This window comes from Pseudomonas sp. GV047 (assembly GCF_003058245.1).
Taxonomy (GTDB): domain Bacteria; phylum Pseudomonadota; class Gammaproteobacteria; order Pseudomonadales; family Pseudomonadaceae; genus Aquipseudomonas; species Aquipseudomonas marginalis.
On sequence record NZ_QCWA01000009.1, the window covers coordinates 178,412 to 203,124 of the forward strand.

23 protein-coding genes are annotated in these 24,713 nt (G+C 61.4%); 12 read left to right on the forward strand and 11 right to left on the reverse strand.

Going from position 1 to position 24,713, the window contains the following annotated elements; translation table 11 throughout:
* Window positions 1-22 precede the first annotated feature (22 nt).
* The 9 genes from gloB to C8K58_RS22735 all read left to right on the forward strand — a co-directional run bounded on the left by gloB (window position 23) and on the right by C8K58_RS22735 (window position 14,484).
* On the forward strand, window positions 23-790 hold the full coding sequence (gene gloB / locus C8K58_RS22695; RefSeq protein WP_098479717.1) for a hydroxyacylglutathione hydrolase: 768 nt from the start codon (window positions 23-25) through the stop codon (window positions 788-790).
* Window positions 791-888: 98 nt separating this feature from the next.
* On the forward strand, window positions 889-2,304 hold the full coding sequence (locus tag C8K58_RS22700; protein ID WP_092357791.1) for a lytic transglycosylase domain-containing protein: 1,416 nt from the start codon (window positions 889-891) through the stop codon (window positions 2,302-2,304).
* 211 nt (window positions 2,305-2,515) lie between these two features.
* Window positions 2,516-4,345 carry an extracellular solute-binding protein gene (locus tag C8K58_RS22705; RefSeq protein WP_108574349.1) on the forward strand — a complete coding sequence of 610 codons (1,830 nt, stop codon included), beginning with the start codon at window positions 2,516-2,518 and terminating at the stop codon, window positions 4,343-4,345.
* A complete protein-coding gene (locus C8K58_RS22710; protein WP_108574350.1) occupies window positions 4,342-6,186 on the forward strand; it encodes an extracellular solute-binding protein in 1,845 nt (614 codons plus the stop codon). Before C8K58_RS22705 ends, C8K58_RS22710 begins: the two co-directional genes overlap by 4 nt.
* A complete protein-coding gene (locus C8K58_RS22715; protein ID WP_027606500.1) occupies window positions 6,187-7,263 on the forward strand; it encodes a microcin C ABC transporter permease YejB in 1,077 nt (358 codons plus the stop codon).
* A 1-nt stretch (window position 7,264) separates the two neighbouring features.
* Window positions 7,265-8,284 carry an ABC transporter permease gene (locus C8K58_RS22720; protein ID WP_027606501.1) on the forward strand — a complete coding sequence of 340 codons (1,020 nt, stop codon included), beginning with the start codon at window positions 7,265-7,267 and terminating at the stop codon, window positions 8,282-8,284.
* A gap of 1 nt (window position 8,285) precedes the next feature.
* On the forward strand, window positions 8,286-9,899 hold the full coding sequence (locus C8K58_RS22725; RefSeq protein WP_027606502.1) for an ABC transporter ATP-binding protein: 1,614 nt from the start codon (window positions 8,286-8,288) through the stop codon (window positions 9,897-9,899).
* Window positions 9,900-10,076: 177 nt separating this feature from the next.
* Window positions 10,077-13,523 carry a hypothetical protein gene (locus C8K58_RS22730; RefSeq protein WP_108574351.1) on the forward strand — a complete coding sequence of 1,149 codons (3,447 nt, stop codon included), beginning with the start codon at window positions 10,077-10,079 and terminating at the stop codon, window positions 13,521-13,523.
* A gap of 73 nt (window positions 13,524-13,596) precedes the next feature.
* A complete protein-coding gene (locus C8K58_RS22735; RefSeq protein WP_108574352.1) occupies window positions 13,597-14,484 on the forward strand; it encodes an AraC family transcriptional regulator in 888 nt (295 codons plus the stop codon).
* Here the strand turns inward: C8K58_RS22735 and C8K58_RS22740 are convergent.
* From C8K58_RS22740 to C8K58_RS22750, 3 genes are all read right to left on the reverse strand, one after another.
* Window positions 14,426-15,013 carry a LysE family translocator gene (locus C8K58_RS22740; RefSeq protein WP_027606505.1) on the reverse strand — a complete coding sequence of 196 codons (588 nt, stop codon included), beginning with the start codon at window positions 15,011-15,013 and terminating at the stop codon, window positions 14,426-14,428. The genes C8K58_RS22735 and C8K58_RS22740 overlap by 59 nt on opposite strands.
* Before the next feature lie 186 nt (window positions 15,014-15,199).
* Entirely contained in the window at window positions 15,200-15,829 is a 630-nt protein-coding gene (locus tag C8K58_RS22745; RefSeq protein ID WP_092357782.1) for a ribonuclease T2, read from the reverse strand.
* Between the two features lie 19 nt (window positions 15,830-15,848).
* Window positions 15,849-16,829, reverse strand: coding sequence for a Gfo/Idh/MocA family protein (locus C8K58_RS22750; RefSeq protein ID WP_108574353.1), 981 nt, complete (start codon window positions 16,827-16,829; stop codon window positions 15,849-15,851).
* A gap of 127 nt (window positions 16,830-16,956) precedes the next feature.
* Between C8K58_RS22750 and C8K58_RS22755 the strand changes: the two genes are divergently transcribed.
* Window positions 16,957-17,319, forward strand: coding sequence for an NUDIX hydrolase (locus C8K58_RS22755; RefSeq protein ID WP_027606508.1), 363 nt, complete (start codon window positions 16,957-16,959; stop codon window positions 17,317-17,319).
* Window positions 17,320-17,505: 186 nt separating this feature from the next.
* On the opposite strand, the gene C8K58_RS32450 is transcribed toward C8K58_RS22755, so the two are convergent.
* The 5 genes from C8K58_RS32450 to C8K58_RS22775 form a co-directional block, all read right to left on the reverse strand.
* On the reverse strand, window positions 17,506-17,682 hold the full coding sequence (locus C8K58_RS32450) for a hypothetical protein (protein ID WP_155954379.1): 177 nt from the start codon (window positions 17,680-17,682) through the stop codon (window positions 17,506-17,508).
* 94 nt (window positions 17,683-17,776) lie between these two features.
* Window positions 17,777-18,262, reverse strand: coding sequence for a periplasmic heavy metal sensor (locus tag C8K58_RS22760; protein WP_108574354.1), 486 nt, complete (start codon window positions 18,260-18,262; stop codon window positions 17,777-17,779).
* Window positions 18,259-18,684, reverse strand: a complete 426-nt coding sequence (locus tag C8K58_RS22765) for a hypothetical protein (RefSeq protein ID WP_108574355.1) — start codon at window positions 18,682-18,684, stop codon at window positions 18,259-18,261. Before C8K58_RS22765 ends, C8K58_RS22760 begins: the two co-directional genes overlap by 4 nt.
* Window positions 18,681-19,259 carry an RNA polymerase sigma factor gene (locus C8K58_RS22770; RefSeq protein ID WP_027606511.1) on the reverse strand — a complete coding sequence of 193 codons (579 nt, stop codon included), beginning with the start codon at window positions 19,257-19,259 and terminating at the stop codon, window positions 18,681-18,683. Before C8K58_RS22770 ends, C8K58_RS22765 begins: the two co-directional genes overlap by 4 nt.
* Window positions 19,260-19,290: 31 nt before the next feature.
* Entirely contained in the window at window positions 19,291-19,602 is a 312-nt protein-coding gene (locus C8K58_RS22775) for a YXWGXW repeat-containing protein (protein WP_027606512.1), read from the reverse strand.
* Window positions 19,603-19,824: 222 nt separating this feature from the next.
* On the opposite strand from C8K58_RS22775, the gene C8K58_RS32545 reads away from it, so the two are divergent.
* Window positions 19,825-19,965 carry a hypothetical protein gene (locus C8K58_RS32545; protein WP_166655323.1) on the forward strand — a complete coding sequence of 47 codons (141 nt, stop codon included), beginning with the start codon at window positions 19,825-19,827 and terminating at the stop codon, window positions 19,963-19,965.
* A 116-nt stretch (window positions 19,966-20,081) separates the two neighbouring features.
* Window positions 20,082-21,026: a GGDEF domain-containing protein gene (locus C8K58_RS22780; RefSeq protein WP_027606513.1), complete on the forward strand. Its 945-nt coding sequence runs from the start codon at window positions 20,082-20,084 to the stop codon at window positions 21,024-21,026.
* A gap of 266 nt (window positions 21,027-21,292) precedes the next feature.
* On the opposite strand, the gene C8K58_RS22785 is transcribed toward C8K58_RS22780, so the two are convergent.
* The 3 genes from C8K58_RS22785 to C8K58_RS22795 all read right to left on the reverse strand — a co-directional run bounded on the left by C8K58_RS22785 (window position 21,293) and on the right by C8K58_RS22795 (window position 24,654).
* The gene (locus tag C8K58_RS22785) at window positions 21,293-21,553 is read right to left on the reverse strand and encodes a hypothetical protein (protein WP_108574368.1); all 261 of its coding nucleotides are present in this window, start codon (window positions 21,551-21,553) and stop codon (window positions 21,293-21,295) included.
* A gap of 178 nt (window positions 21,554-21,731) precedes the next feature.
* Window positions 21,732-22,061 (reverse strand): hypothetical protein, encoded by a 330-nt coding sequence (locus C8K58_RS22790; protein WP_065941186.1) that lies wholly within the window; start codon window positions 22,059-22,061, stop codon window positions 21,732-21,734.
* A 91-nt stretch (window positions 22,062-22,152) separates the two neighbouring features.
* Window positions 22,153-24,654, reverse strand: a complete 2,502-nt coding sequence (locus C8K58_RS22795) for a TonB-dependent siderophore receptor (RefSeq protein ID WP_108574356.1) — start codon at window positions 24,652-24,654, stop codon at window positions 22,153-22,155.
* Window positions 24,655-24,713: the final 59 nt, after the last annotated feature.

Sequence of the window (24,713 nt, forward strand, 5' to 3'; positions counted from 1 at the left end):
GTTCAGCTTGGCGAATCGAAGAATGATACAGATCAGTGCCCTGCCCGCCTTCACCGATAACTACATCTGGTTGCTGCAGGACCCGCAGACCCAACGTTGTGCCGTGGTCGATCCCGGCGATGCCGCGCCGGTACTGGCCTGGCTCGAGCAAAACCCGACGTGGACCCTCAGCGACATCCTGATTACCCACCATCACCACGACCATGTCGGCGGTGTCGAGCAACTCAAGCGGGTGACCGAAGCCAAGGTGTATGGTCCGGCCAACGAGACGATCCCGGCGCGGGACATCGCGCTGCAGGATAACGACCGCATCAACGTGCTGGGCTGGGACTTCGACGTCTATGCCGTGCCCGGCCACACCCTGGGCCATATCGCCTTCTACCACCAGGGCGTGCTGTTCTGTGGCGACACCCTGTTCGCCGCCGGTTGTGGCCGCCTGTTCGAAGGTACACCGGAACAGATGCACACCTCCCTCGAGCGCCTGGCCGCCCTGCCCGCCGACACCCTGGTGTACTGCACCCACGAATACACACAAAGTAACCTCAAGTTTGCCCAGGCGGTGGAACCGCAGAATGCCGACATCTCCGAACGGGTGGAAAACGTCCGTCAACTGCGGGCCCGCGGCGAGATGACACTGCCTTCCAACCTGGCCCTGGAAAAGCGCACCAACCCCTTCCTGCGTACCTCTGAAACATCCGTTAAACAAAAAGCGGACGAACGGAATGGCCGCGACAACCGCTCTGGGGCCGAGGTATTTGCTAGCTTGAGGGCGTGGAAAGATAAGTTCTAAAGGGACGCAATCTGATACGTAATTTCTGAATGGTTGACCGGAACCAAAGTGCTTTCTAGAATCGCCCGACATTTTTGCCCGGAACTTACTTCCAGCCAATGTCGTCATCTATTCGTAAATCCAACCATTCAGACGCATTGACCCGCCTGGCTCAAGCTGTGGCGGTGGCTGTGTCCGCCACGCTGGCGGGCTGCCAATCGACAAATTTCGCCGCACAATCCACCGTGCAACCCAAGCCCAACCTTGCCGCCAAGATCAAACAGAAACCCGTCATCTGGCTTTCAGAGAAACCTGCTCCAGAAGTGCCCCAGGACGTGTGGGAACGCATGCGCCGGGGCTTTCAATTGCAGGACAACGTGGGTGTCAACCCGCGCATCGAGCAACAGCGCCTGTGGTTCGCCAGCAACCCGTCCTTCCTGGAGAACGCCGGTGAACGCGGCAGCCTCTACATTCATTACATCGTCGAACGCCTTGAAGAACGCAACATGCCCCTGGAGCTGGCGCTGCTGCCGGTGATTGAAAGTGCCTACAACCCGATGGCGTATTCGCGCAGCGATGCCGTCGGCCTGTGGCAGTTCATCCCCTCCACCGGGCGCTACTTCAACCTGCGCCAGACCCGCGCCTACGACGGCCGCCGCGACATCACCGCCTCCACCACCGCCGCCCTGGACTACCTGACCCGTCTGCACGACATGTTCAACGGCGACTGGCTGCTGGCCCTGGCCGCCTATAACGCCGGCGAAGGCACGGTGAGCCGGGCCATCGAGCGCAACGAGAAGCTTGGCCTGCCCACCGACTACTGGAACCTGCCCCTGCCCCAGGAAACCAAGGACTATGTGCCCAAGTTCCTGGCGCTGTCCCAGGTGGTGCTGGCCCCCGAGGCCTATGGCGTCAACCTGAACCCGATTGCCAACACGCCGTACTTCGAAGTGGTCGAAGTCAAGCAAAGCATGGACCTGTCGCGGGTTGCCGCGCTGGCCGAGATCGACGAAGACGAACTGTTCCAGCTCAACCCGGCGCTCAAGCAACGCACCACCCTGGATGGCCCGCAACACCTGCTGGTGCCGAGCTCCAAGGCACAATTGCTCACCAGCACCCTTTCGACGATGAAGCCGGAAGAATTGCTGGCGATGCGCCCGAAAAAGCAGGTGTTCGACGAAGTCGAGACCGCCCGGGTGGCCGGCCGCACCCGCAGCTACAAGGTGCGCAGTGGCGACAACCTCACGCTGATCGCCAAGGCGAACAAGGTCGACGTGCATGACCTGCAGCGCTGGAACAAACTCAACGGCCAGGCCCTCAAGGTCGGCCAGACCCTGGTGATGCAGGACACCCGCAAGCTGGTGGCCAAGGCCGACAGCAAGAAGCCGGTGCAGTACAAGGTCAAGAAAGGCGACTCGCTGTACATCGTCGCCAAGCGCTTCAACGTCGAGATGCAACATCTCAAGCGTTGGAACCCCCGTACTGGCCAGGCGCTGAAGCCGGGGCAGATGCTTGTAGTGTCTGGGCCGCGCTAAGGTTTTAAGAACACTGCAGAACCAATGTGGGAGGGGGCTTGCCCCCGATAGCAGTTTATAAGCCACCAGATTCATTGGCTGATCCACCGATATCGGGGGCAAGCCCCCTCCCACACTGAATCTCCAGTGTTCCCAACTGGCTTTTTCCATCCGGAACAAGCTGTTACTGTACCGATCATAAAGCCCAAGCCGCCTGGATCGGATCCCTGACTTGAAGCGTCCCCTCCTTCTACTAATAAGTCTGGCCTTGAGCTTTGGTGCGAACGCGACAATAACCGAGAGCCACGGTTACACGCAGTTCGGCACGCTCAAGTACCCGGCCAAATTCACCCACTTCGATTGGGTAAACCCTGCAGCGCCGAAAGGCGGGACCTTGCGGGTCATGGCATTTGGCACCTTCGATACCCTCAACCCCTACACGTTCAAGGGTTCAAGCCCGGTTTCCACCCCCAACTTCCTGCAATACGGCGTCAATGAGCTGAACGAGCCGTTGATGGTCGGCACTGGTCAGTACGCGCCTTCCGGCGACGAGCCCACCTCCAGCTACGGGCTGATTGCCCAGTCGGTGGAATACAGCGAGGACCGCAGTTGGGTGGTGTTCAACCTGCGTCCGCAGGCGCGCTTCCACGATGGCAAGCCGATCACGGCCTATGACGTGGCATTTTCCTATCGCACCCTGCTGACCGAAGGCCACCCCCAGTACCGCACCAACCTGCAGGAAGTGGCGCGGGTGGACATCCTCAACCCTCACCGCATCCGCTTTGTGTTCAAGCGTGCCGGCAACCCGTTGCTGATCCTGCGCCTGGGCGAATTGCCGGTATTGCCTCAGCACTATTGGAAAAACCGCGACTTCAAGGCGACCACCTTCGAGCCGCCCCTGGGCAGCGGGCCGTACCGTATCAGCAAGGTCACCCCTGGACGCCAGCTGGTGTTCGAACGGGTCAAGGATTACTGGGGCAAGGACTTGCCGGTCAACCAGGGTTTCTATAACTACGACAAGGTCGAAGTGGAGTTCTACCGTGACAGCGATGTGGCCTTCGAAGCGTTCAAGGCCGGCGAGTTCGACATTTATATCGAGCACCAGGCCAAGAACTGGGCCAATGGCTACAACTTCCCGGCGGTGAACCGTGGCGAAGTGATCAAGGCGCAGATCGCCCACCAGATCCCGACCCAAAGCCAGGGCCTGTTCATGAACACCCGGCGCCCGACCTTCAGCCAGACCAAGGTGCGCGAAGCCCTGGGGTTGATGTTCGACTTCGAGTGGACCAACCGCACCCTGTTCAGCAGCGCCTACAAACGCACGCTCAGCTATTACCCCAACAGCGAATTCGCCGCTGCCGGGGTTCCAACCGGCCATGAATGGCTGATGCTCTCCCCCTACCGCGACCAGCTGCCGCCCAACCTGTTTACCCAAGCCTTCAGCCTGCCCCAGACCGACGGGCGCGGCATCCCCCGCGAAACCCTGCGCCGCGCCCTGGCGCTGCTGGGCGAAGCCGGCTGGAAGCTGTCGGGCCAACGCCTGCTCAACAAGGACGGGCAACCGCTGCGCTTCGAGATCCTGCTGGTCAACCCGAACCTGGAGCGCATCCTGCAGCCCTATGTCGAGAACCTGATCAGCATCGGCATCGACGCACGCCTGCGCACCGTCGACCGCGCCCAGTACAAGCAACGCCTGGATCAATTCGATTTCGACATGATCCTGATCACCCTCAACCAGACCTTGAGCCCCGGCCTCGAACAGTGGCAGTACTTCCACTCCAGCCAGGCTGCAATCAAGGGCAGCAAAAACTATGCGGGCATCGCCAACCCCGTTGTCGATCACCTGCTGGAACAACTGCTGGCGGCGCAGACCCGCGAAGAACAACTGGCCGCCGGCCGCGCCCTGGACCGGGTGCTGCTGTGGCAGCACTACAGCATTCCCAACTGGTACCTCAACTATCATCGCCTGGCGTACCGCAACCGGTTCGCCTTTGTCACCACGCCGCCCTACAGCCTGGGCCTGAGCGCGTGGTGGCTGAAAGCTTCGGAGAAAGCCCAATGATGTATTTGCGCAATGTACTGCTCGGCAGCCTGTTGCTGTGCACCACGGCCCACGCCGCGCCGCAACACGCGCTGACGCTGTACAACGAGCCGCCGAAATACCCCGCCGACTTCAAGCACTTCGACTACGTCAATCCGGATGCGCCCAAGGGCGGCACCTTCCGCGAGTCGAGCATGGGCGGCTTCGACAGCCTCAACCCGTTTATCAGCAAGGGCGTGCCGGCCGACAACATCAGCCTGATCTACGACACCCTGGCCATGCAGAGCCTGGACGAACCGATCACCGAATACGGCCTGGTCGCCGGCAAGATCGAAAAAGCCCCGGACAACAGCTGGGTGCGTTTCTACCTGCGGCCCGAAGCGCGCTTCCACGACGGCCACCCGATCCACGCCGAAGACGTGGTGTTCACCTTCCAGGAACTGATGAAGGAAGGCTCGCCGATCTACCGCACCTACTACGCCGATGTCGATGAAGTGGTCGCCGAAGACCCATTGCGGGTGCTGTTCAAGTTCAAGCGCACCAACAACCGCGAACTGCCGCTGATCCTCGGGCAACTGCCGGTACTGCCCAAGCATTGGTGGGCCACGCGGGACTTTGCCAAGGGCAACCTGGAGGTGCCCCTGGGCAGCGGGCCGTACAAGGTGGCCGAGGTCAAGGCCGGGCGCATGATCCGCTACGAGCGGGTCAAGGACTACTGGGCCAAGGACCTGCCGATCACCAAGGGTTTCTACAATTTCGACAACCGCATCACCGACTACTACCGCGACAGTACCGTGTCCCTGGAAGCGTTGAAGGCCGGGCAGTTCGACTACTGGCTGGAATTCAGCGCCAAGAACTGGGCCAACGCCTACAACATTCCGGCCGTGACCGAGGGCCGGCTGATCAAGGAAGAAATCCCCAACGGCAATCCTACCGGCATGCAAGGTTTTGTGTTCAATACGCGCAAGCCGATGTTCCAGGATGTGCGCGTGCGCAAGGCCATCAGCCTGTTGCTGGACTTCGAGTGGAGCAACAAACAGCTGTTCAACGGCGCCTACACCCGCACCCGCAGCTACTTCGAAAACTCCGAAATGGCCGCCACCGGCCTGCCCGGCCCGGATGAGCTGAAAATCCTCGAACCCCTGCGCGACAAGATCCCCGCCGAAGTCTTCACCCAGGCCTTCGAGCCGGCCAAAACCGACGGCAGCGGCATGATCCGCACCCAGCAACGCGAGGCCTACCAACTGCTGCAGGAGGCCGGCTGGCGCATCGTCGACGACAAGATGGTCGACACCACGGGCAAACCGGTGACCATCGAGTTCCTGCTGGCCCAGACCGAGTTCGAGCGCATCCTGCTGCCGTTCAAGCGCAACCTGGCGGACCTGGGCATCGACCTGGTGATCCGCCGGGTGGACGTTTCGCAGTTCGTCAACCGTGTGCGCTCGCGGGACTTCGACATGATGGTGGGCAGCTTCCCGCAATCCACCTCGCCGGGTAACGAACAACGGGAATTCTGGAAGTCTTCCAGTGCCGACAAACCCGGCAGCCGCAACTACATGGGCCTCAAGGACCCGGCGGTCGACCAGTTGGTGGAAGAACTGATCGACGCCGACTCGCGCAACAGCCTGATCGCCCATGCCAAGGCCCTGGACCGTGTGCTGCAGTTCGGTTACTACGTGATCCCCAATTGGCACATCAAGACCTTCCGCGTGGCGTATTGGGACCACCTCGGCCATCCGAAAACCCCGCCACGCTATGACGTGGGCACCGCCACCTGGTGGGCAAAACCCAACGTAAAACCTGCCGTCACCCTGGAAACGGCTACCGACACGAGCGCCGATGCGGCGAGCGGAGGCGATTAAATGCTGGCCTATATTGTTCGCCGCCTGTTGCTGATCATCCCGACGTTGTTCGGGATCCTGCTGATCAACTTCATTATTATCCAGGCCGCCCCCGGGGGGCCGGTGGAACAGATGATCGCCAAGCTCGAAGGCTTTGAAGGCGCCACCAGCCGCATTGCCGGCGGCGGTGCCGAAGTCTCGGTGGCCGGTTCCAGCAGCTACCGTGGCGCCCAGGGCCTGGACCCGGCGCTGATCAAGGAAATCGAAAAGATGTACGGCTTCGACAAGTCGGCGCCGGAACGCTTGTGGATCATGGTCAAGAACTACGCCCGGCTGGATTTCGGCGACAGCTTCTTCCGTGACGCCAAGGTCATCGACCTGATCAAGGAAAAGATGCCGGTATCGATCTCCCTGGGGTTATGGAGCACGCTGATCATGTACCTGGTGTCGATCCCCCTGGGGATCGCCAAGGCCACGCGACACGGCAGCCACTTCGATGTGTGGACCAGCTCGGCAATCATCGTCGGTTATGCGATCCCGGCGTTCCTGTTTGCGATCCTGCTGATCGTGGTGTTTGCCGGCGGCAGCTATTTCGACTGGTTCCCCTTGCGCGGGCTGACGTCCAACAACTTCGATGAGTTGAGCTGGGGCGGCAAGGTGCTCGACTATTTCTGGCACCTGGCGCTGCCGATCACCGCGCTGGTGATCGGCAACTTCGCGACCATGACCCTGCTGACCAAGAACAGCTTTCTCGACGAGATCAACAAGCAATACGTGATCACCGCCAAGGCCAAGGGCCTGACCAACCACCGCGTGCTCTACGGCCATGTGTTCCGTAACGCGATGCTGCTGGTGATCGCCGGCTTCCCGTCGGCGTTCATCGGGATTTTCTTCACCGGCTCGTTGCTGGTGGAAGTGATCTTCTCCCTCGACGGCCTGGGCCTGATGAGCTTTGAAGCGGCGATCAACCGCGACTATCCGGTGGTGTTCGGCACGCTGTTTATCTTCACCCTGCTGGGGCTGGTGGTGAAACTGATCGGCGACCTCACCTACACCCTGGTCGATCCGCGTATCGACTTCGCCAGCCGGGAGCATTGAGATGAATCTATCCCCCCTCAATCGCCGCCGGTTCGAGCGGTTCAAGGCCAACAAGCGTGGCTGGTGGTCGCTGTGGCTGTTCCTGATCCTGTTCGGGCTGAGCCTGGGCGCCGAGCTGATCGCCAACGATAAGCCCCTGGCGGTGCACTACGACGGCGACTGGTATTTCCCGGCGCTCAAGCGCTACCCGGAAACCACCTTCGGTGGTGAATTCCCCCTGGAAGCCAACTACAAGAGCCCGTATATCCAGGAACTGCTCAAGGCCAAGGACGCCTGGACCCTGTGGGCGCCGATCCCATTCAGCTACCAGAGCATCAACTACGACCTGAAGGTACCGGCCCCCGCGCCGCCTTCGCGCGTCAACCTGCTGGGTACCGATGACCAGGGCCGCGATGTGCTCGCGCGGGTGATCTATGGCTTCCGTGTGTCGGTGCTGTTTGCCCTCACCCTGACCGTGCTCAGTTCGATCATCGGCGTGATCGCCGGCGCCTTGCAGGGTTTCTATGGCGGCTGGGTCGACCTGGCCGGGCAGCGTTTCCTGGAAATCTGGTCCGGCTTGCCGGTGCTCTACCTGCTGATCATCCTCGCCAGCTTCGTGCAGCCGAACTTCTGGTGGCTGCTGGGGATCATGCTGCTGTTTTCCTGGATGAGCCTGGTGGACGTGGTGCGCGCCGAGTTCCTGCGCGGGCGTAACCTCGAATACGTGCGTGCGGCGCGGGCACTGGGGATGCAGAACGGCGCGATCATGTTCCGCCATATCCTGCCCAATGCCATGGTCTCGACCATGACCTTCATGCCATTTATCCTCACCGGCGCCATCGGCACCCTGACCGCCCTGGACTTCCTCGGCTTTGGCCTCCCGGCCGGTTCGCCGTCCCTGGGCGAACTGGTGGCCCAGGGCAAATCCAACCTGCAGGCACCGTGGCTGGGCATGAGCGCGTTTGCCGTGCTGGCGATCATGTTGAGTTTGCTGGTGTTTATCGGCGAGTCCGCTCGCGATGCCTTCGACCCGAGGAAATGAGATGAATCAGGACAATCTGATCGAAATCCGCGACCTCTCCGTCGAGTTCGTCACGGGCGCGCATCACCACCGTGTGGTCAACAACGTCAGCTTCGATATCAAGCGCGGCGAAACCCTGGCCCTGGTTGGCGAAAGCGGCTCCGGCAAATCGGTGACCGCCCACTCGATCCTGCGCCTGCTGCCCTACCCGCTGGCCCGGCATCCGTCCGGCACCATCACCTATTCCGGCCAGGACCTGCTGACCCTGAAGGAAAAGACCCTGCGGCATATTCGCGGCAACCGCATCGCGATGATCTTCCAGGAGCCGATGACGTCGTTGAATCCGCTGCACTGCATCGAGAAGCAGATCAACGAAGTGCTCGGCCTGCACAAGGGTCTGACCGGCAAGGTCGCGACCCGGCGCACCCTGGAACTGCTGGAACTGGTGGGCATCCCCGAGCCGCACAAACGGCTCAAGGCCCTGCCCCACGAACTGTCGGGCGGCCAGCGCCAGCGGGTGATGATCGCCATGGCCCTGGCCAATGAGCCAGAGTTGTTGATCGCGGATGAACCGACCACGGCCCTCGACGTCACCGTGCAGTTGAAGATCCTGGAGTTGCTCAAGGAGTTGCAGGCGCGTTTGGGCATGGCCTTGCTGTTGATCAGCCATGACTTGAACCTGGTGCGGCGCATTGCTCACCGCGTCTGCGTGATGCAGCAAGGCTGCATCGTCGAGCAGGCCGAGTGCGAGACGCTGTTCCAGTCGCCCCGACACCCTTACACCCAGGAACTGCTGGCGGCCGAGCCCAGCGGTGGCCCGGCCAGCAACGACGTCGGCCCGCCGTTGCTGGAAGTCGATGACCTGAAAGTCTGGTTCCCGATCAAGAAGGGCTTCTTGCGCAACACCGTCGATTACGTCAAGGCGGTGGACGGGATCAACTTCAGCCTGCCCCAGGGCCAGACCCTGGGCATCGTCGGCGAAAGCGGCTCGGGCAAATCCACCCTGGGCCTGGCGATCCTGCGCTTGATTGCCAGCAAGGGCGGGATTCGTTTCGAAGGCCAGCAGCTGGACACACTGACCCAGCAACAGGTACGCCCGTTGCGCCGGGAAATGCAGGTGGTGTTCCAGGACCCGTTCGGCAGCCTGAGCCCTCGCATGTGCGTCAGCGAGATCGTCGGCGAAGGCCTGCGCATCCACAGGATGGGCACGCCGGCCGAGCAGGAAGCGGCGATTATCGCGGCGCTCAAGGAGGTGGGCCTGGACCCTGAGTCCCGTCATCGCTACCCCCATGAGTTCTCCGGCGGCCAACGCCAACGCATCGCCATCGCCCGCGCACTGGTGCTCAAGCCGCGCCTGATCCTGCTGGACGAACCGACCTCGGCGCTGGATCGCACCGTGCAACGGCAAGTGGTGGAATTGCTGCGCAGCCTGCAGGCCAAGTACAACCTGACCTACCTGTTTATCAGCCATGACCTGGCGGTGGTGAAGGCGCTGAGTCACCAACTGATGGTGGTCAAGCAGGGGCAGGTGGTGGAGCAAGGCGATGCGCGAGCGATTTTCGCTGATCCGCAGCATGGGTATACGCGTCAACTGCTGGAAGCGGCCTTTCTGGTGCCCTGCCCGGAGCGCCTCTGAGCGATGAACACGCCCACCTCCTGCGTGGGCGTGCCTCGCCATTGGATCACCGTGGCCGCCTACTCGACCTACAGCAACTCAGGATGACGCAGGCTATCAAGCGCAGGTAAAAACCCCCGACCATGAAGTTCCGCTCAAGAGCGTTTTCTTGGGCAACCTTGAAACGGAACTTCATTCATGTACGAATTTGCCCCGCTGATTGCCGCTGCGGCGACCGAGCCACTGCCTGCCAGCCCCGTCTTGTTTGCCACCCAGGATGATCTGAAGCTGATCAACAGCCTGGTTGCACTGCTGTCACCCGCCGTACCGCACAATTGGACGCTGCTGGGGCCTCCCGCGTTGATCGCGGTCGACCGCAATTCCAGGCTTGGCCAATGGATGGTGCTGTTCGGCAAAGCTATCAACCAGAGCGTGTTCCTGGCATGGGCCGACGCGCAGCACCTGGAGTATCGAAGCATCAAGGTCATGGGATGCTCCCTGCACGCCAATGTCATTCACGAGGACCAAATGACACCCAGGGCCTTTCATCTTCATGACGACCCAGGCTGGCTGGAAGTGTCCGCGCCGATCCTGGGCATCTCCGAGATCATTGATCCCAACCAGCTGGGCGTGCCCTATATCGACTTGCCAAACGGGCACAGTACGTTTGAATTGCCACTCGAGTTGACGCTGGCGTTCTACGGCTACACGTTGCCCAAAAACCAGATCCAGGCGCGGATGATTGTCGATGAGCTGCAGGCCTACCATGCCTTTCCAACGATGGGTGACAATGGCCGCGCGCAGTCGGCGACACGCCATGAAATGCACGCCCAGCACCTGGATTTGCTGCAACTGGCCGATAACCTCGAGCAATGCATGGCCAGCGCGGCAGCCACGGATGAACCCCATGACAGCTACCTCGCTTACCGCCAGCGCCTCACGCTGAGGTCTGACTCTTTCGTAGCGCACACCTTGAAAGAAGCCGCGCAATTACTGCAGAGCGTGATCAATTCGATCGAGTTCACGCAGACGTTCCCGACTGCGCTGGGTCCCGATGAATACTTTATTTATTCCGGCGAGGATCATTCCCTGCGGGCCTCATCCGCGCAGATCCAGGGGACCAGTATCAGCCTGCGTACACACCTGGGCGGTGCGCCAGTGGCGGGTCGGCTGATTCGCCTGGCGCAATATGCGTCGTTGCTGGGAGAACAGGTGGCCTCCAATAACAGCCTGAGCCTGGCGCAGCTCATGCACTTCTACGCCATCGAGGTCCCCCTCCAGGCCAGCGAGGTGCACGCCCTGATCGCGCGCCTGCGCCAGTCATCCGTGCCTGGGCAGCCGTACTGCAGTGAAGCGGCCCAGGATGCGCAATGGCTCAAGCGCAAACAAAACAGCCTGAGCGCCCTGAATAACTTCAATCGGCTGCAGACAGAGCTGGAGCGAGTCAGCGCTGGCAAACAACCCGATGAAAAGGTTGAGCTCGACGATACGGTCGAGCTGGACACTGACTCGATGTTCTACCAGTTGCTGGAGGAGAGCGCCGAAAAACTGCTGATGATGATCAAGCACAGATCATTTGTCGCCATTTGCGTGAAACGCGGTATCGACGACGAAAAGGCGCTGGTACTGCTGACTGAAGAGGGGTACGTGGGCGCGGACGACAGGGACGGCAGGCGCAGAAACCTCACGGACGATATCGTCTCCAGTCCAGCGCTCAAGCGCTGTCTCACGCCCTTGCAGGAGCTGGCCAAACAATTGGGTGGCGAGCTGCGCAGTGATATGAAGGCCACCCTCAAGCAGTTGATGAAGTTCCTGCGCATGCCCGAAGTGAAGACAGCGGAGCAGGCCCGGCAGGCGGCGCACTACCTGAGGGCCGTCAGGGCTGCGACACCACGGCTGGGCAACTACTGGCAGGGCCTGGGCCAGCCGCAGCCGTCATTGCTGACCTTATCCAGCACACAACGCCGACAGGTATACGAAGCGCAGCAGGCATTTGCACAGGCGCAGGGAGCGCCCCTGTTCAAGTGGCTCGGCGAACCTTGTTGGGCGGGCAAGAGTGCCCCCAGGATCCGTGCCGAAGCGGACATGCTGCTGAACCAGATGGTGCAGAGCCCGCGCAGCCAGCTATTGGTCGAGCGCCTGGACACCCTCGTCATCTGGTCCGATGCAGCACTGCATGGCACAACGCCGCAACAGCGCCGGCAGACGCTGCTGCTCAGCGCGCTGATCCTGAGCCTGGACGAACAGGCCGGCACACAACGCAACCTGGTCGGCGGGCTGGCCATCGACACCGATTACTACTGGGGTGACAACTGCGCACTGGTGCGCAGCAATCTGGAAGCCCTCCTGCGCCAGACCCTTCTGGAGGGTGCACCATTGGCCGCGCATTTGCTGCTCAGTGGCAGCGCGCCACAATTGCTCGTGCGCAACATCCCCGAAACCTTGCCTTACCTGTGTAACCAGAACTGGGTCGTGTTCAAGCAGTTCGTCGATTTCATCGAGCTGAAAACCCCTGGCGCCAGCCGGTACATGACACTTGAGAACATCATGACCCTGGTCCATAACCCTGCCACGACGCTCAACCGGGAATTCTGGGCGCTGCCTCCTACGGTCGATCCCGTCCTCGACTGGGCGCGTGCCAATGGCGTGGTGGATGCGACGGACACGGACCTGCCCTTTAAAGGCGAGCTCGCCGTGCGCACCTATGAGAAACAGAAGCGCACACTCAACGATGCCTTCGGATCGCTGCACACCCCCTATCCGGATCAGAAGGAGGCGGCATTGAGGTACCTGCGTGAGGTCTATCCGGATAACGCTCACCTGGACAAAACCGTGTTCATGCCGGCGCCCTTCCTTCCGCCCGGTATTCGCTATCCGCAAGTCAGCACCCAGGATATTTCCTTTTCCCTGGCCGAACTGTATCTGGCCGGTGAGTTAAAGCACATGGAACGCTGGAGGGCGATTCAGCCACAGGTACGTGTCAACAGGTTTTCGCCGCCCTTGAGAACGCTCAAGGACCACAACGCTGATGAAAACTTCCACGCCGCGCTCGAATCCATCCGTGAGAGTTATATCGTGTACATTGCCTACCTGCTGGCCTGCCTGCCGCTGCCCAGGCGTGTCAGCCTGGAGCAGGGAAACATCGCACTGTACCTGCTGCGCAAACCGTCCCCCGCTGGCCGGGACACGATGATCACCGCACATTTTGGATGCCTGTTGCGTGTTCGCTACCAGCGGGATCGCTACCTGCTGCAACTGCTGCCCAGGCAGATGCTGGTCACGCAGCTGGCCAACCCGCCATCCGGCTTGCTGAATGACCCGGTCGCCCCAGGCCCTGTTCAGTTGCAGATCGATTGGAGTGCTTATCTCACCGGTTCCGAACCCGTGGCGGGCGCCAGTTCGCAGGTCCTGCTCCATCCCCTGGACACCACCCTCATAACGGATACCCAGGGTGACCCCGCCCCCATACCGAAGTCCTGGCAATCGGCACGACTCGAAGCGATTGCCAGGATGGTCGTTGACCAGTGCCTGCTCAGTAACCACCGGGATCTGAGTGAGTCCACGCAGAACCTCAACAATGTGGAAAAGGTCCTGCTGATCAACAAACGCCGAAACGAGCGTTTGCACAATCTGAAACCCTATTAAGTCATCGGCTACCCAAACGCCAGGGTCTGTGCAACGATCCGTTTCTGATCTTGACTGCCCTGGAGTCGCGCCCATGACACCGCCCGCCCCTTTCCCCGCCGCACCGCGCTTCTGGCGCGACGAGCGCCTGCCGTTCATCGAAGCGCGCACCATCGCCGACGGGCGCAAGGTCACTTACACCCGTCACGCCCATGAGCATTTCTCCATCGGCGCGATCACCACCGGGCGCAGCTATTACCATTACGGCGCCGATACATTCCAGATCAGCGCCGGCACCGTGGTGTTGATGAACCCCGGCGATGTGCATGCCTGCAACCCTATCCACGACCAGCCCTGGTCCTATCACATGCTCTACCTCGATACGCCCTGGCTGACCGAATTACAGTACCAACTGGGCTTCAGCACCGACCAGGGTTATCGCGCTTTCAATACGCCGTATACCCGTGACCCGCTGCTGTACAGCGGCTTGCTGGCGTTGTACCGGATGCTGGTGAACGAGCAGGCCGAATTGCTGCAAAAGCAGAGCGCACTGGTGAGCTACTTCACTGAAGTCCAGCAGCGCCTGAACCCTTCACCCACACCGGTGCGCGAGGTCAACCACAAGCTGGAGCGAGCCGCCGAGTACATCCGTGCGCACTGCACCGAGGCGTTGAAACTCGAAGACATCTGCCTGGCGGCCGAACTGTCGCCGTCCTACCTGATCCGCGCCTTCAAGCAGTACTACGGGCTGACGCCCCACGCGTTCCTGGTCAACCAGCGCATCCAGTTTGCCCGCACCCAGCTGCGCAAGGGCGAGTTGATCGCCGACGTAGCGCTCGCTGCGGGCTTTGCCGACCAGGCGCACTTCCAGCGCACCTTCAAGCAACATTTCGCCGCCACCCCCGGGCAATACCGCGAGGTGCTCAAGCCATCAGCAAATAACCCACACTGGCCACCAGCAACGCGGCCATCGAGCGGTTGAACAGGCGCACGCCGTGGGGATTGTCCAGGTAACGGCGTAGAAAGGTCCCGGCATAGGCCCAGCACGCCACCGACAGGTAGCAGATCACCAGGTAGAGACTGGCAAACAGCCAGACTTGCCGCCCATCGCCGTCGGCCACAAACAGGCCCATACCCGCCACACAGGCCAGCCAGGCCTTGGGGTTGAGCCATTGCATGATCGCGCCGTAGAGCATGGATGGCGCCGTCGCGCTGCCCTCCGCGTCGAGCTGGCCGTCGTCCACCGCCAGTTTCCAGGCCATGTACAGCAGGAACGCCACCCCGCCCCACTGGATCAACTGGGTCAGGATGGGCCAGCGCACCAGCACCTCGTGCAAACCCAGGCCGATCAGCACCAGCAGCAAGGTAAAGCCAACGGCGGCACCGAACACATGCTTCTGGCTGGCGACAAAACCGAAGCGCGCGCCTGAACTCAGGGCGACCACGTTGACCGGTCCCGGCGTGATGGACGTGGCCAGGGCGAAGGCGGCCATGGAAATGATCAAGCTCATTGCGGTTCCCTTTTCATGATGAGGCGTAAACAGGGTTCCACGGTATAAGGCCGGGTCAAATCGGTATTGAACAAAATCACCCTGGGGCGTGGACCACACAGTCTTCGACGCCACACACCCGCCCATCCTCAGCCAGGATCTGGACCTAGTGCAGTGGCTTGGGCAAAGGTGTGTGGATGCCGGCGTTCAACGCTGCGTGGGGATGCGAATTTCGCCATCCCGGCATTGGGTTTTCACACTGCGCGGGCAACCGGCGAAGGCCAGGTCCTTGGTCAGGCACACACGCACCTCCGACAGCACCTTGCCTTTGCAGATCACCGCCAGCCCATGGTTGCCCATGCGCGGGTTGCTTTCGCGAAACAGCGCCTCGATCTCGCGGGCCGGTAACGACGGCGGCGTGTTGAACGGTTGCAGTTGCGCAGGGATGGCAACCACGCCCAGCGCCGCATCGGTTTTCTCCAGGTATGCCAAGGGATCCAGCCCGCTGCAGGTGCCGTGCTTGGCCCATTCGTGGGTGAGCAGCGAGCGCGTCGGGAACAGCGCCGCGCCTTTGTCCATCTCTTCGCGGCTCAAGCGCGATTGCGGCGCGCAGGTCGCCGGCCACCCTCCCCGCGCGTATTGCGGCCACAAGCCGTGCAGCACAAAGCCGTAGCCCTTGCCCGAACACTGCTCGTTGTCCGGGTGCGTCAGGCAGAAGGTCGGCGACCATGACAGCGACAACACATAAAAATCAAATTCCCCAGGCGTCCCTTGGCTACGCGGGGCCGCCATCGCCGTTGTGGCAAGTGCCAGCCACAGGATCATCCAGTATTTCATTGAGCTATTCCTTGGAAAATCATCCCGGCAGATTGGGATTTCGTTGCAGGACCTTGTCCAGGATCCGATCGGTCTTCAACGCCTCGATGGCCAGCGACGGATGCTCGGCTTCGCCGCGAATATGCGCGTTCATGGCCACTACGTGGTGCCATTGGATATGCGGGTGGCATGGCACTTCCAGCACCTCGTTGGTCTCGCCCTCCAGGTGCAGCGGCTGGTCTTCGAAGACCGAGAACTGGATGCGCCCACGGCTGCCGATCAACTCGACCCGGTCCTCACGGCGGTCGGCGACGAAGTTCCAGCAGCCCATGCCCAACGCGCCCGAACTGAAGGTCCAGCAGGCCGTCACGGCGTCCTCGGCGGCATAGTGCCCGGCCTGTCGTGCCGTAAAGCCCGCGACCTCGACAATATCCCCGGCCAGGTACTGGAACAGGTCGAAACCGTGGCTGGCCAGATCGGCAAAGTAGCCACCACCGGCAATGCTCGGGTCGGTGCGCCAGTTGGCGGCGCTGGCGTCCTCGGCGGCCGGCGGTTTGCACAGGGTCCAGGTCAGCTGGCGTAACGTGCCGATGCGCCCGTCCTGCAGCCACGCGCGCACTTGCTGGAAGCGTGGCAGCGAGCGCCGGTAGTAGGAAACAAACAGGTGCAGCCCGGCGCGCTCGAAAGTGCGCTGCATCAGCGCGCCCTGTTCGGCGTTCAGCGCCATCGGCTTCTCGACGCAGCAATGCTTGCCGGCCGCCGCCACCATCAGGCTGTATTCCAGATGGCTGTCGGGCGGCGTGGCGATGTACACCGCGTCCACTTCGGGGTCGTTGATCAGTGCCTGGGCGTCGGTGTAGTAACGGGCAATCCCATGGCGCGATGCATAATCGCGCACCGCCTCCTCGCGCCGCCCCATCACGGCCACCAGCGCCGAACCTGGCGCTTTGTAGAAAGCGGGTCCACTCTTCAATTCAGTGACACTGCCACACCCGATCATGCCCCAACGTACGCTGCTCATCTGTTTTCCTCGTCCGTTTTCATCAATCGGGCAGTATCCACATCCCCACCGCGGCGCGCCATAACCACTTAGCATGACAATTGCATTACACTTTTATGACACTCATCCCGCTGCGGGGGCACAGACGATGAAAATACGCGCAACGGTCATTTGCGAACACGAGGGGCATATCCTCTTCGTGCGCAAGGCCAGGTCAAAATGGGCCTTGCCGGGCGGCAAGGTGGAACGGGACGAGCGCCCGGTCGGTGCGGCCGAACGGGAGCTGGAAGAAGAAACCGGATTGAACGTGGACGGGCTGCTGTACTTGCAGGAGCTGAAGGCCCGCGACACCGTGCACCATGTATTTGAAGCCTCGGTGGTGAATATCGCGGATGCGCGGCCGCTGAACGAGATCGTCGACTGCCAGTGGCACGCCTATGGCGCCGTGGACCAACTGGACACCACCGACGCCACGCGGCACATCGTCAAAGCCTTTCTCCGGCGTCTGTAATACAGCGCCCAACCTGCTATCCAGCCCCCTTCGTTAGACCAGGCCATTTGCTCTCTGCCGTTCGACAAAGGATCTGTCGAGCGGCAGCCGCTGTGTATGTCAAAGGCACCCACATGGCCTGGTGAAGGGCGGCAGGCGGAGGTATCAGTGGCGAGGGCGCTTCCCCTCACCGCTGGGGGCTAAGACTCAAAAACCGATCTGGGACGGGCCATTTCCTGCCACCGGTTCTTCTCCCGGGCGTTTCACCCGCGTTTGCTCTGCCATGTCCTCCGGTTGTACGCCGCCGAAATTGGTGATCGCATCCAAAGAGTTGGGTTGAGCAGCAGTCTGCGCGGGACCTACGATGTTAGAGCTATCGATCATCGTTCTTTACCTTCTTGCTCTACCCAACGGAATGTCGGGTTTCTCTGAGCTCTACCTTCGTGGCACTTTGAGATTTCCAGTTCCATCAGCCTGCTCACGACCGAGGTTCTTTGCCTGCCAACTTTGCTTGGGCCTTTGCCTGCCCGCGCCTGTACAAGGCCTCCACCAGCTGCTGCCGTTCATCCTGGGGCAAGGTATTGGCGAACTGCGCCAGGGTACCGTCCACCAACGCCCGCAGCGCCATATCGGCCTCCCGTGCCTTGGCCAGTTCCGCTAGCAACGCCTCACGATCCAGGCGCGGCGCTTCCAATTGCTTGATCACCCCCAGCCGCGCCTCACGCCCGGCCATGATCAGCGGCTGGCTGTCGTCGCGATTGCGGCGCAGCAGTTGGCGCAGTTCCCTGCGCCGCTCCGGCGGCAACTTGACCATCGCCTGGCGCAGGCCGTGCTGGTTGACCACCACTTCGGCAGGCCGGGCGTTGGCCATCCAATGGTAAAGACCGCCGCCCACCCCACCGATCAAAAATACGTTGAGCAGGATCGAGACAAACAACCACGGCTTCAGGGATCTGGTGGTCATTGTTCGGTTTCCTCGGCATTGACGCTGAAGACGACTTCCGCGTCGCCCTGATCAAAGACACTGGGCAGCACGTCGGAGGACAACATCGGCAGCGGCACGCTCATGGACGCCACCAGCATCCCAGTGACGATGCCGGCAATGCCCGCACCGACAAGGCCGGCGGGCGATAACCAGTTGGCATAGCGTGACCAGAATGAGCGTGGGGCGGATTGGCGTATCTGCCGGACCAACGCCGGGGCGGGGAAGGCCAGTTGATGGCTGTCCAACTGGCTGTCAAGCCAACGCGCCTGCTGCAAGGCTACACGGGCATGTACGTTGCCGTTGTCGAGCAACGCCTGGGCCGTTGCCCGTTCTGCCGCGGGCCAGCGACGCAGGTCCGCCCCATAGACGTCGGCCAGGTACACAAAGCGTTCGGGTGTCATGATTTTCCCCTTCCTGGGCGGGCAAGCCCGGGTGTATCGGCAAGTTGGCTGCGCAACTGGCGTCGGGCCCGCGACAGCAGGCTCTCCAGTGCCTCGACGCTGATATTCATCAGGGCCGCGGCGTCGATGTTCGACAGCTCCTGGTAGTACTGCAACACGATGGCTTCGCGCTGGCGTTCGGGCAAGGCCGCCAACGCGGCGGCCATGCGTGTACTGCGGTCCTGGGTCTCCAGCTGCTCTTCAGGCGATGGCGAGCTGTCTGCCACCTCCACCGCCGCCTCATCGCTCAGCGGGCGCTCCTTGCGTCGCCGCAAGCGGTCGTGGCACAGGTTCAGCGCGACCCGATGCAACCAGGTGTCGAAACGCGCCTCGCCACTGCGCCAGTGGGCGGCCTGGCGCCAGATGCGCAGGAAACTTTCCTGGGCCACGTCCTTGGCCTCGTCGGCGTCCCCCAGGATCCGACTGGCGAGCGCCAGCAAACGCGGGAGCTTGCGCATCACCATCTCGTTGACGGCGGCAGGTTCGTTATTGCCGATACGCGCCAGCAGCTCAACGTCCGGATCAGTGTCTTTCAATCGGGCAGTTCTCAGGGCCAAGGGTCAGGGTTCAGCGGATCCAATGCCCTTCGCGCCAGTACCAGTTCGGGCCATGGGCTTCCCAATGGCCAGGCTCCCAGCGCCCATGACGCATCACGGGCTGCCAGTGGCCCGGCACCCAGCCGTAACCGCGCCCTTCCCAACGCCAGTGGCCAGGGTCCCAGGCATAGCCGGGGCGCTCGGCCGGGATCATTTCCACACGTTGAGGCGGCGGCGCCTGCTGGAGGATGATGTCGGTCTGGGCAAACGTCGGGGTGCTGACAAACGCGGCGAGGGCCAGCGGAGCAAGCAAGGCAAAACGCAATGTGGCCTGGGGTCTCATGGCAACTCCTCCATGCAACCCGCGAAAGTGCAGGTTGCTGATGGGTTGAACGGCGCGTGCGCAAAAATCCGTCGCGGGCTGCGCAGATTTTTTCAGCAGGGTGCGAGACCAGTATTGCTCAGGGGTTGGCGGGGCTTGATGAAATGTCTGAAAGGATTGCGACGGATTTTCGCCGGTCGCCGCGTTGAAGGATTAACCCCGGCCAACCCAAGAGGAAACACCATGTACCGTCGACTTACCCTGCTGGTTGCCGCTGTGCTGATCGTCAGCCTCAGCGGCTGCGTGATCGTGCCGGAACACCGTCATTGCTGCTGGCGTTACTACGGCGCAGTGGACGCGCCCAGCCATGCTGTCATCGGCTAGCTGGCCGCCGCCATGCCCGTCACACGACCTCTCGTCTGCTGCCTCGGCAAGCGCTTGACTCCCACCGTCGATCACACGACGCTCTGGGCACTTAGCCATCATTCGAGCCGTCCACCATGAGCATTGCCCCTCCGAGCCAGCCCGACAGCGACGTATACCGGACACTGCTGGAATCGACCAAGGCCATCCCGTGGCGTATCGACTGGCAGAGCATGACCTTCAGCTATATCGGCCCGCAGATCGAAACGCTGTTGGGCTGGACCCCGCAAAGCTGGGTCAGCGTCGACGACTGGGTCTCGCGCATGCACCCCGATGACCGCGAATACGTGGTGAATTTCTGCGTGTCGCAATCCCGTGCCGGGGTAGACCATGAAGCGGATTACCGGGCCCTGACGGTGAACGGCGACTATGTATGGATCCGCGACGTGGTGCACGTGGTGCGCAAGGACGGTGAAGTCGAGGCGCTGATCGGCTTTATGTTCGATATCAGCGAACGCAAGAAGACCGAAGAACACCTGGTGCGCCTGCAAAAGCAACTCGAGGAATATTCCTACCAGGATGGCCTGACCGGCATCGCCAACCGACGCATGTTCGACACCGTGCTCGAGCGCGAATGGGCCAGCGCCCAGCGCAGCCAGTTGCCGCTGTCGTTGATCATCCTGGATATCGATTTTTTCAAGCAGTACAACGACCACTATGGCCACATCAAGGGCGACGAGTGCCTGCGCCAGGTCGCGCATACCCTGTCACTGGCCGCCAACCGGCCGCGGGACTTCATCGCCCGTATCGGCGGTGAGGAGTTTGTGTGGTTGCTGCCGGAAACCGACGCGGCATCGGCGAAACAGGTGGCACAGCGCTGCCTGCACCTGATCTGCCAGCAACAGATCGAACATGGCTTTTCAGCGGTGTCGAACCTGCTGACCCTGAGCCTGGGCGTAGGTACGCGCATCGTCAAACCCGACAGCCCGATGCTGGGTTTTGTCGAAGATGTCGACAAGTTGCTCTACCGGGCCAAACGCAATGGGCGGATGCGTGCGGAGTATGCAGAAGGTGAAGTTTGACCCCGGGGGTTAAATCCCAGGCAAAAAAAATCCCAAGTAGCTGATGGAAACTTGGGATTTAAAATGCATAAACCGTGGGAGGTGAACGCCCGGCTATAGTAACCAGTGTAAAAAGCTGTAACAAGAAAATTTTATATCCTTTCGTCGGATTAAAAGCATTGTAAGTCCTTCAATAACCACATGTTTTTTAAGGTAGAGAGACATATAAGTGCCACTTTTTGGTGCAACTACTGTCGATATTTCCACTTATAAAAAAGGGTTATTAGTTAAGGCGGCGTAACACTCTTCGACCCGCTCTCCTCCAATTGCTGGCAGGTATCGCGAAGTTCGAGACCCGCGGAGGTGGCCACACTGGCGACCCGCTCAACCTGCCGGCAAAGTGCCAAACGCTCGGCCGCTTCTTCGCGCTGGCGATCCTCCTTGGCGTTGAGTTGCATGAAATAGCCCCCGAGCAACATCGCGGCACACAGCACGCCAAGCGCAAAATAGCGCAGGCTGTTGGCTGAAGGGGGGGTTGCCGGGGTCACGGGCTTACCCTGCCCGGCTCTGTTTTGACAGCAAACCTGGAGCGCCTCGGGCAGCCCCGTCCCGGGACCGGCATCGCGGCGCGAATAAGCGTGTGCATACCTGTCTCCTCTACCAAGGGAGCAATTGTATGCAAATAGAAACATCGGTTTGTCGTGGTTTTGTAAAGCCTGCACTCGATTACTTGCGTGCCACTTTGTAACGCACGCAATCCTGGTAGAAACTCTGGCGAATCGCTTCGGGCTTGAGCCGTGAACGACTGTCATAGGTCTGTTCGGTGATGCCCATGGCCATCATGCGCATCCAGGATTTACTGAACTTGATGGTCTGGATCTTCTGCCGCGCGGCGTACAGCGACACCCCCGACAGCTTGAGCTCCTGGGCCCTGGCGGCCGTGCCGGCGCCCCAACTGCACATGTACTTGTCACCCTCGCGCAGCTCCCGTGCCTGCACGGCAGCCGCGCCGCCGGCCAGGGAGCAGGCGATCAGCATGATTCCAACAGTGCGCATTTGCTTCCTCACCTAACCACCTGAAAATAAAAGCGATTCTGGCGAGAATTTTGTTACAAAGGGGCCATTAAATTGCCTTATCGTCGTGCCATCACCATTGGTAGGTCGCACTCGCCTGGACCGTGCGCTGCGAGCCGTACCAGCACCACGAGTAGGAATAGCACGACGCGACGTACTCTTTGTTCGCCAGGTTGGTGGCGTTCAGGGCCAGGCGCAGGTTGTCCTTGAGGTTGGCGATGTTCGGAATGTCGTAGTGCACCGCCGCATCGAACAGGGTGTAGCCCGGCACCTTCAGGGTGTTGGCGGTATCGCCCCAGGACGAACCGACATACCGCGCACCCGCGCCGGCGCCGAAGCCCTTGAGGTTGCCATCATGGAAGGTGTAGTCGGCCCACGCCGACGCCGTGTGGCGCGGTACCGCATAGGTGGTGGTGCCCTCGGCGTTGATGGCCGGGCCTACGCCGATATCGCTGATGGGGGCGTAACGCACGGTGTTATTGGACTTGCTGATGCGGTTATCCAGGTAGGCATAGGCCGCCGTGATGTCCAGGTTGTCATTAAGGCTGGCCTTGCCTTCCAGTTCAAAACCACGGGATTGCACTTCGCCGTCCTGGCTCTGGCAGCGACCGCTGCCGCACAGGTGGGTGGGGTCCGGGTCGGTGGTGAGGACGTTGGTCTGGCGCAGGTCGAAGATCGCCGCTGTGATAAAGCTGGTGCTGCCCGGCGGCTGGTACTTGATACCGATTTCATACTGCTTGCCTTCGGTCGGTTTGAATACCGATCCGCCGTAACCGGTGCCCGACTGCGGGTTGAACGACTCCGCATAGCTGGCATAGGGCGCCAGGCCGTTATCGAAGAGATAGACCAGGCCAATACGCCCGGTAAAGGCCTTGCTGTCCAGGGAGGACTGGCTCTTGGCCCCGGTGCGCAAGGTCCTGGTGGTGCTGTCGGTGCTGGCCCAGTCATAACGACCGCCGAGCAACAACACCCATTTGTCCCACTTCATCTGCTCTTGCAGATAGACGCCGGTCTGTTCGCTGCGCGACGTACCGTCGGTGGTGTACGCCGGTACCGGCACGGCCGCGCCATAGACCGGGTTGAAAATATCCAGGGTCGGCCCGGCGGTATACGTCCCTGAGCCCAACAGGGTGTCGGTGCTGGTGTTCTGGTAGTCGAGCCCCATCAGCAGGGTGTGTTGCAGTGGGCCCGTGTCGAATTTGGCCTGCACCTGGTTATCGAGGGTGTAGGCATCCATGTCGACGTCACTGGCAATGGTGGAACGTCGAATGGTGCGGTAATCCGCCATCAGGTAGTTGCTGTAGAGGCTGCGATAACGCCCTTCGCTGCGCAGGTAACGCGCGTTCTGGCGCACCGTCCACACATCGTTGACGTGATGCTCGAAGGCCCAGCCAATGGAGTAGTACTCGCGATCGCTTTTCTCGAAGTTCTTTTCGCCGTCGTAGAAGTCCACGTCGATGCTGCGCCCGGTCGGGCTGTGCAATACCGAGCCCCAGGCCGGCACCGAACCGTAGGACGCGCCCTTGGGGTCCTTCTGGAAATGCCCGAGCAAGGTCAGCGAGGTGTCTTCGTCCGGCCGCCAGGTAAACGCGCTGGACAACGATTGGCGACGGGTTTCGGTGTGTTCGACCTGGCCATCGGCATCGTCGAACAGCCCCGCCACGCGGTAGGAATACACGCCTTGATCGTCAATCGGCCCGCTCAAATCGAAGGTGGTGCGCTTTTTGTTAAAGGTGCCGTATTCGACGCCCACTTCATGGAACGGCGTATCCAGCGGGCGCTTGCTGACCATATTGATCACCCCGCTCGGCGTGCCCTGCCCGTACAGCACCGACGCCGGGCCGCGCAGCACTTCGACGCGCTCCAGGTCGAAGGCATCCTTTTGCGGCAAGGCATCACGGCTCGACGGCATGCGCAGGCCGTCGAGGTAAGTGGCCGGGGCAAACCCACGGATGGTCAATTGGTCGAGACGCGACGCCGTGGCACCGCGGGTTTCCGGGATGACCGCGGCGCTGTAGCGCAGGATCTGGTTGAGGCTCTCGGCGTTCTGCGCACGCATCTGGTCTTTGGTGACGATGGAAATCGACTGCGGGGTTTCGATCAGCGCGGTATCGGTCTTGGTGCCCGACAAGCTGCGCGTAGCCACATAACCGGACACCGGCCCGGTAGGGCTTTCGGCCTGGTACGCGCCGCTGATGGTGGTGGCCTGCAGCTGCATGGCACCGCCGTTATCCGGGATGGCTTCCAGGCGGTAGCGGTCGGCCGAGAGCTTCAGCGCCTGCAGGCCGCTGCCGGCGAGCAACTGGGTCAGCGCCACGTCGGTGGCGTACTGCCCGCTCAAGTCGTTGCTGCGTTTGCCGCGTGCCAGGCTCGCATCAAACGCCAATACCAGGCCCGCCTGCTCGGCCAGGCTGTTGAGCGCCTGGCTCAAGTCACCGGCCGGAATCTGGAAGCTGCGTACAGCGCTGCGGCTTTCTTCGGCGAAGGCGGATTGGACGTTCAGCAACGGCACGGCGGCGAAAGCCAACGCCACTGACAGGGCCAGTGGGTGCAAGGGGCGAGCAAGGCGCGACATGGGAAATCCTGGGTAATAGAGGTTCTATTAACCATGACGGCCAGGTCGGGAAATCGGGC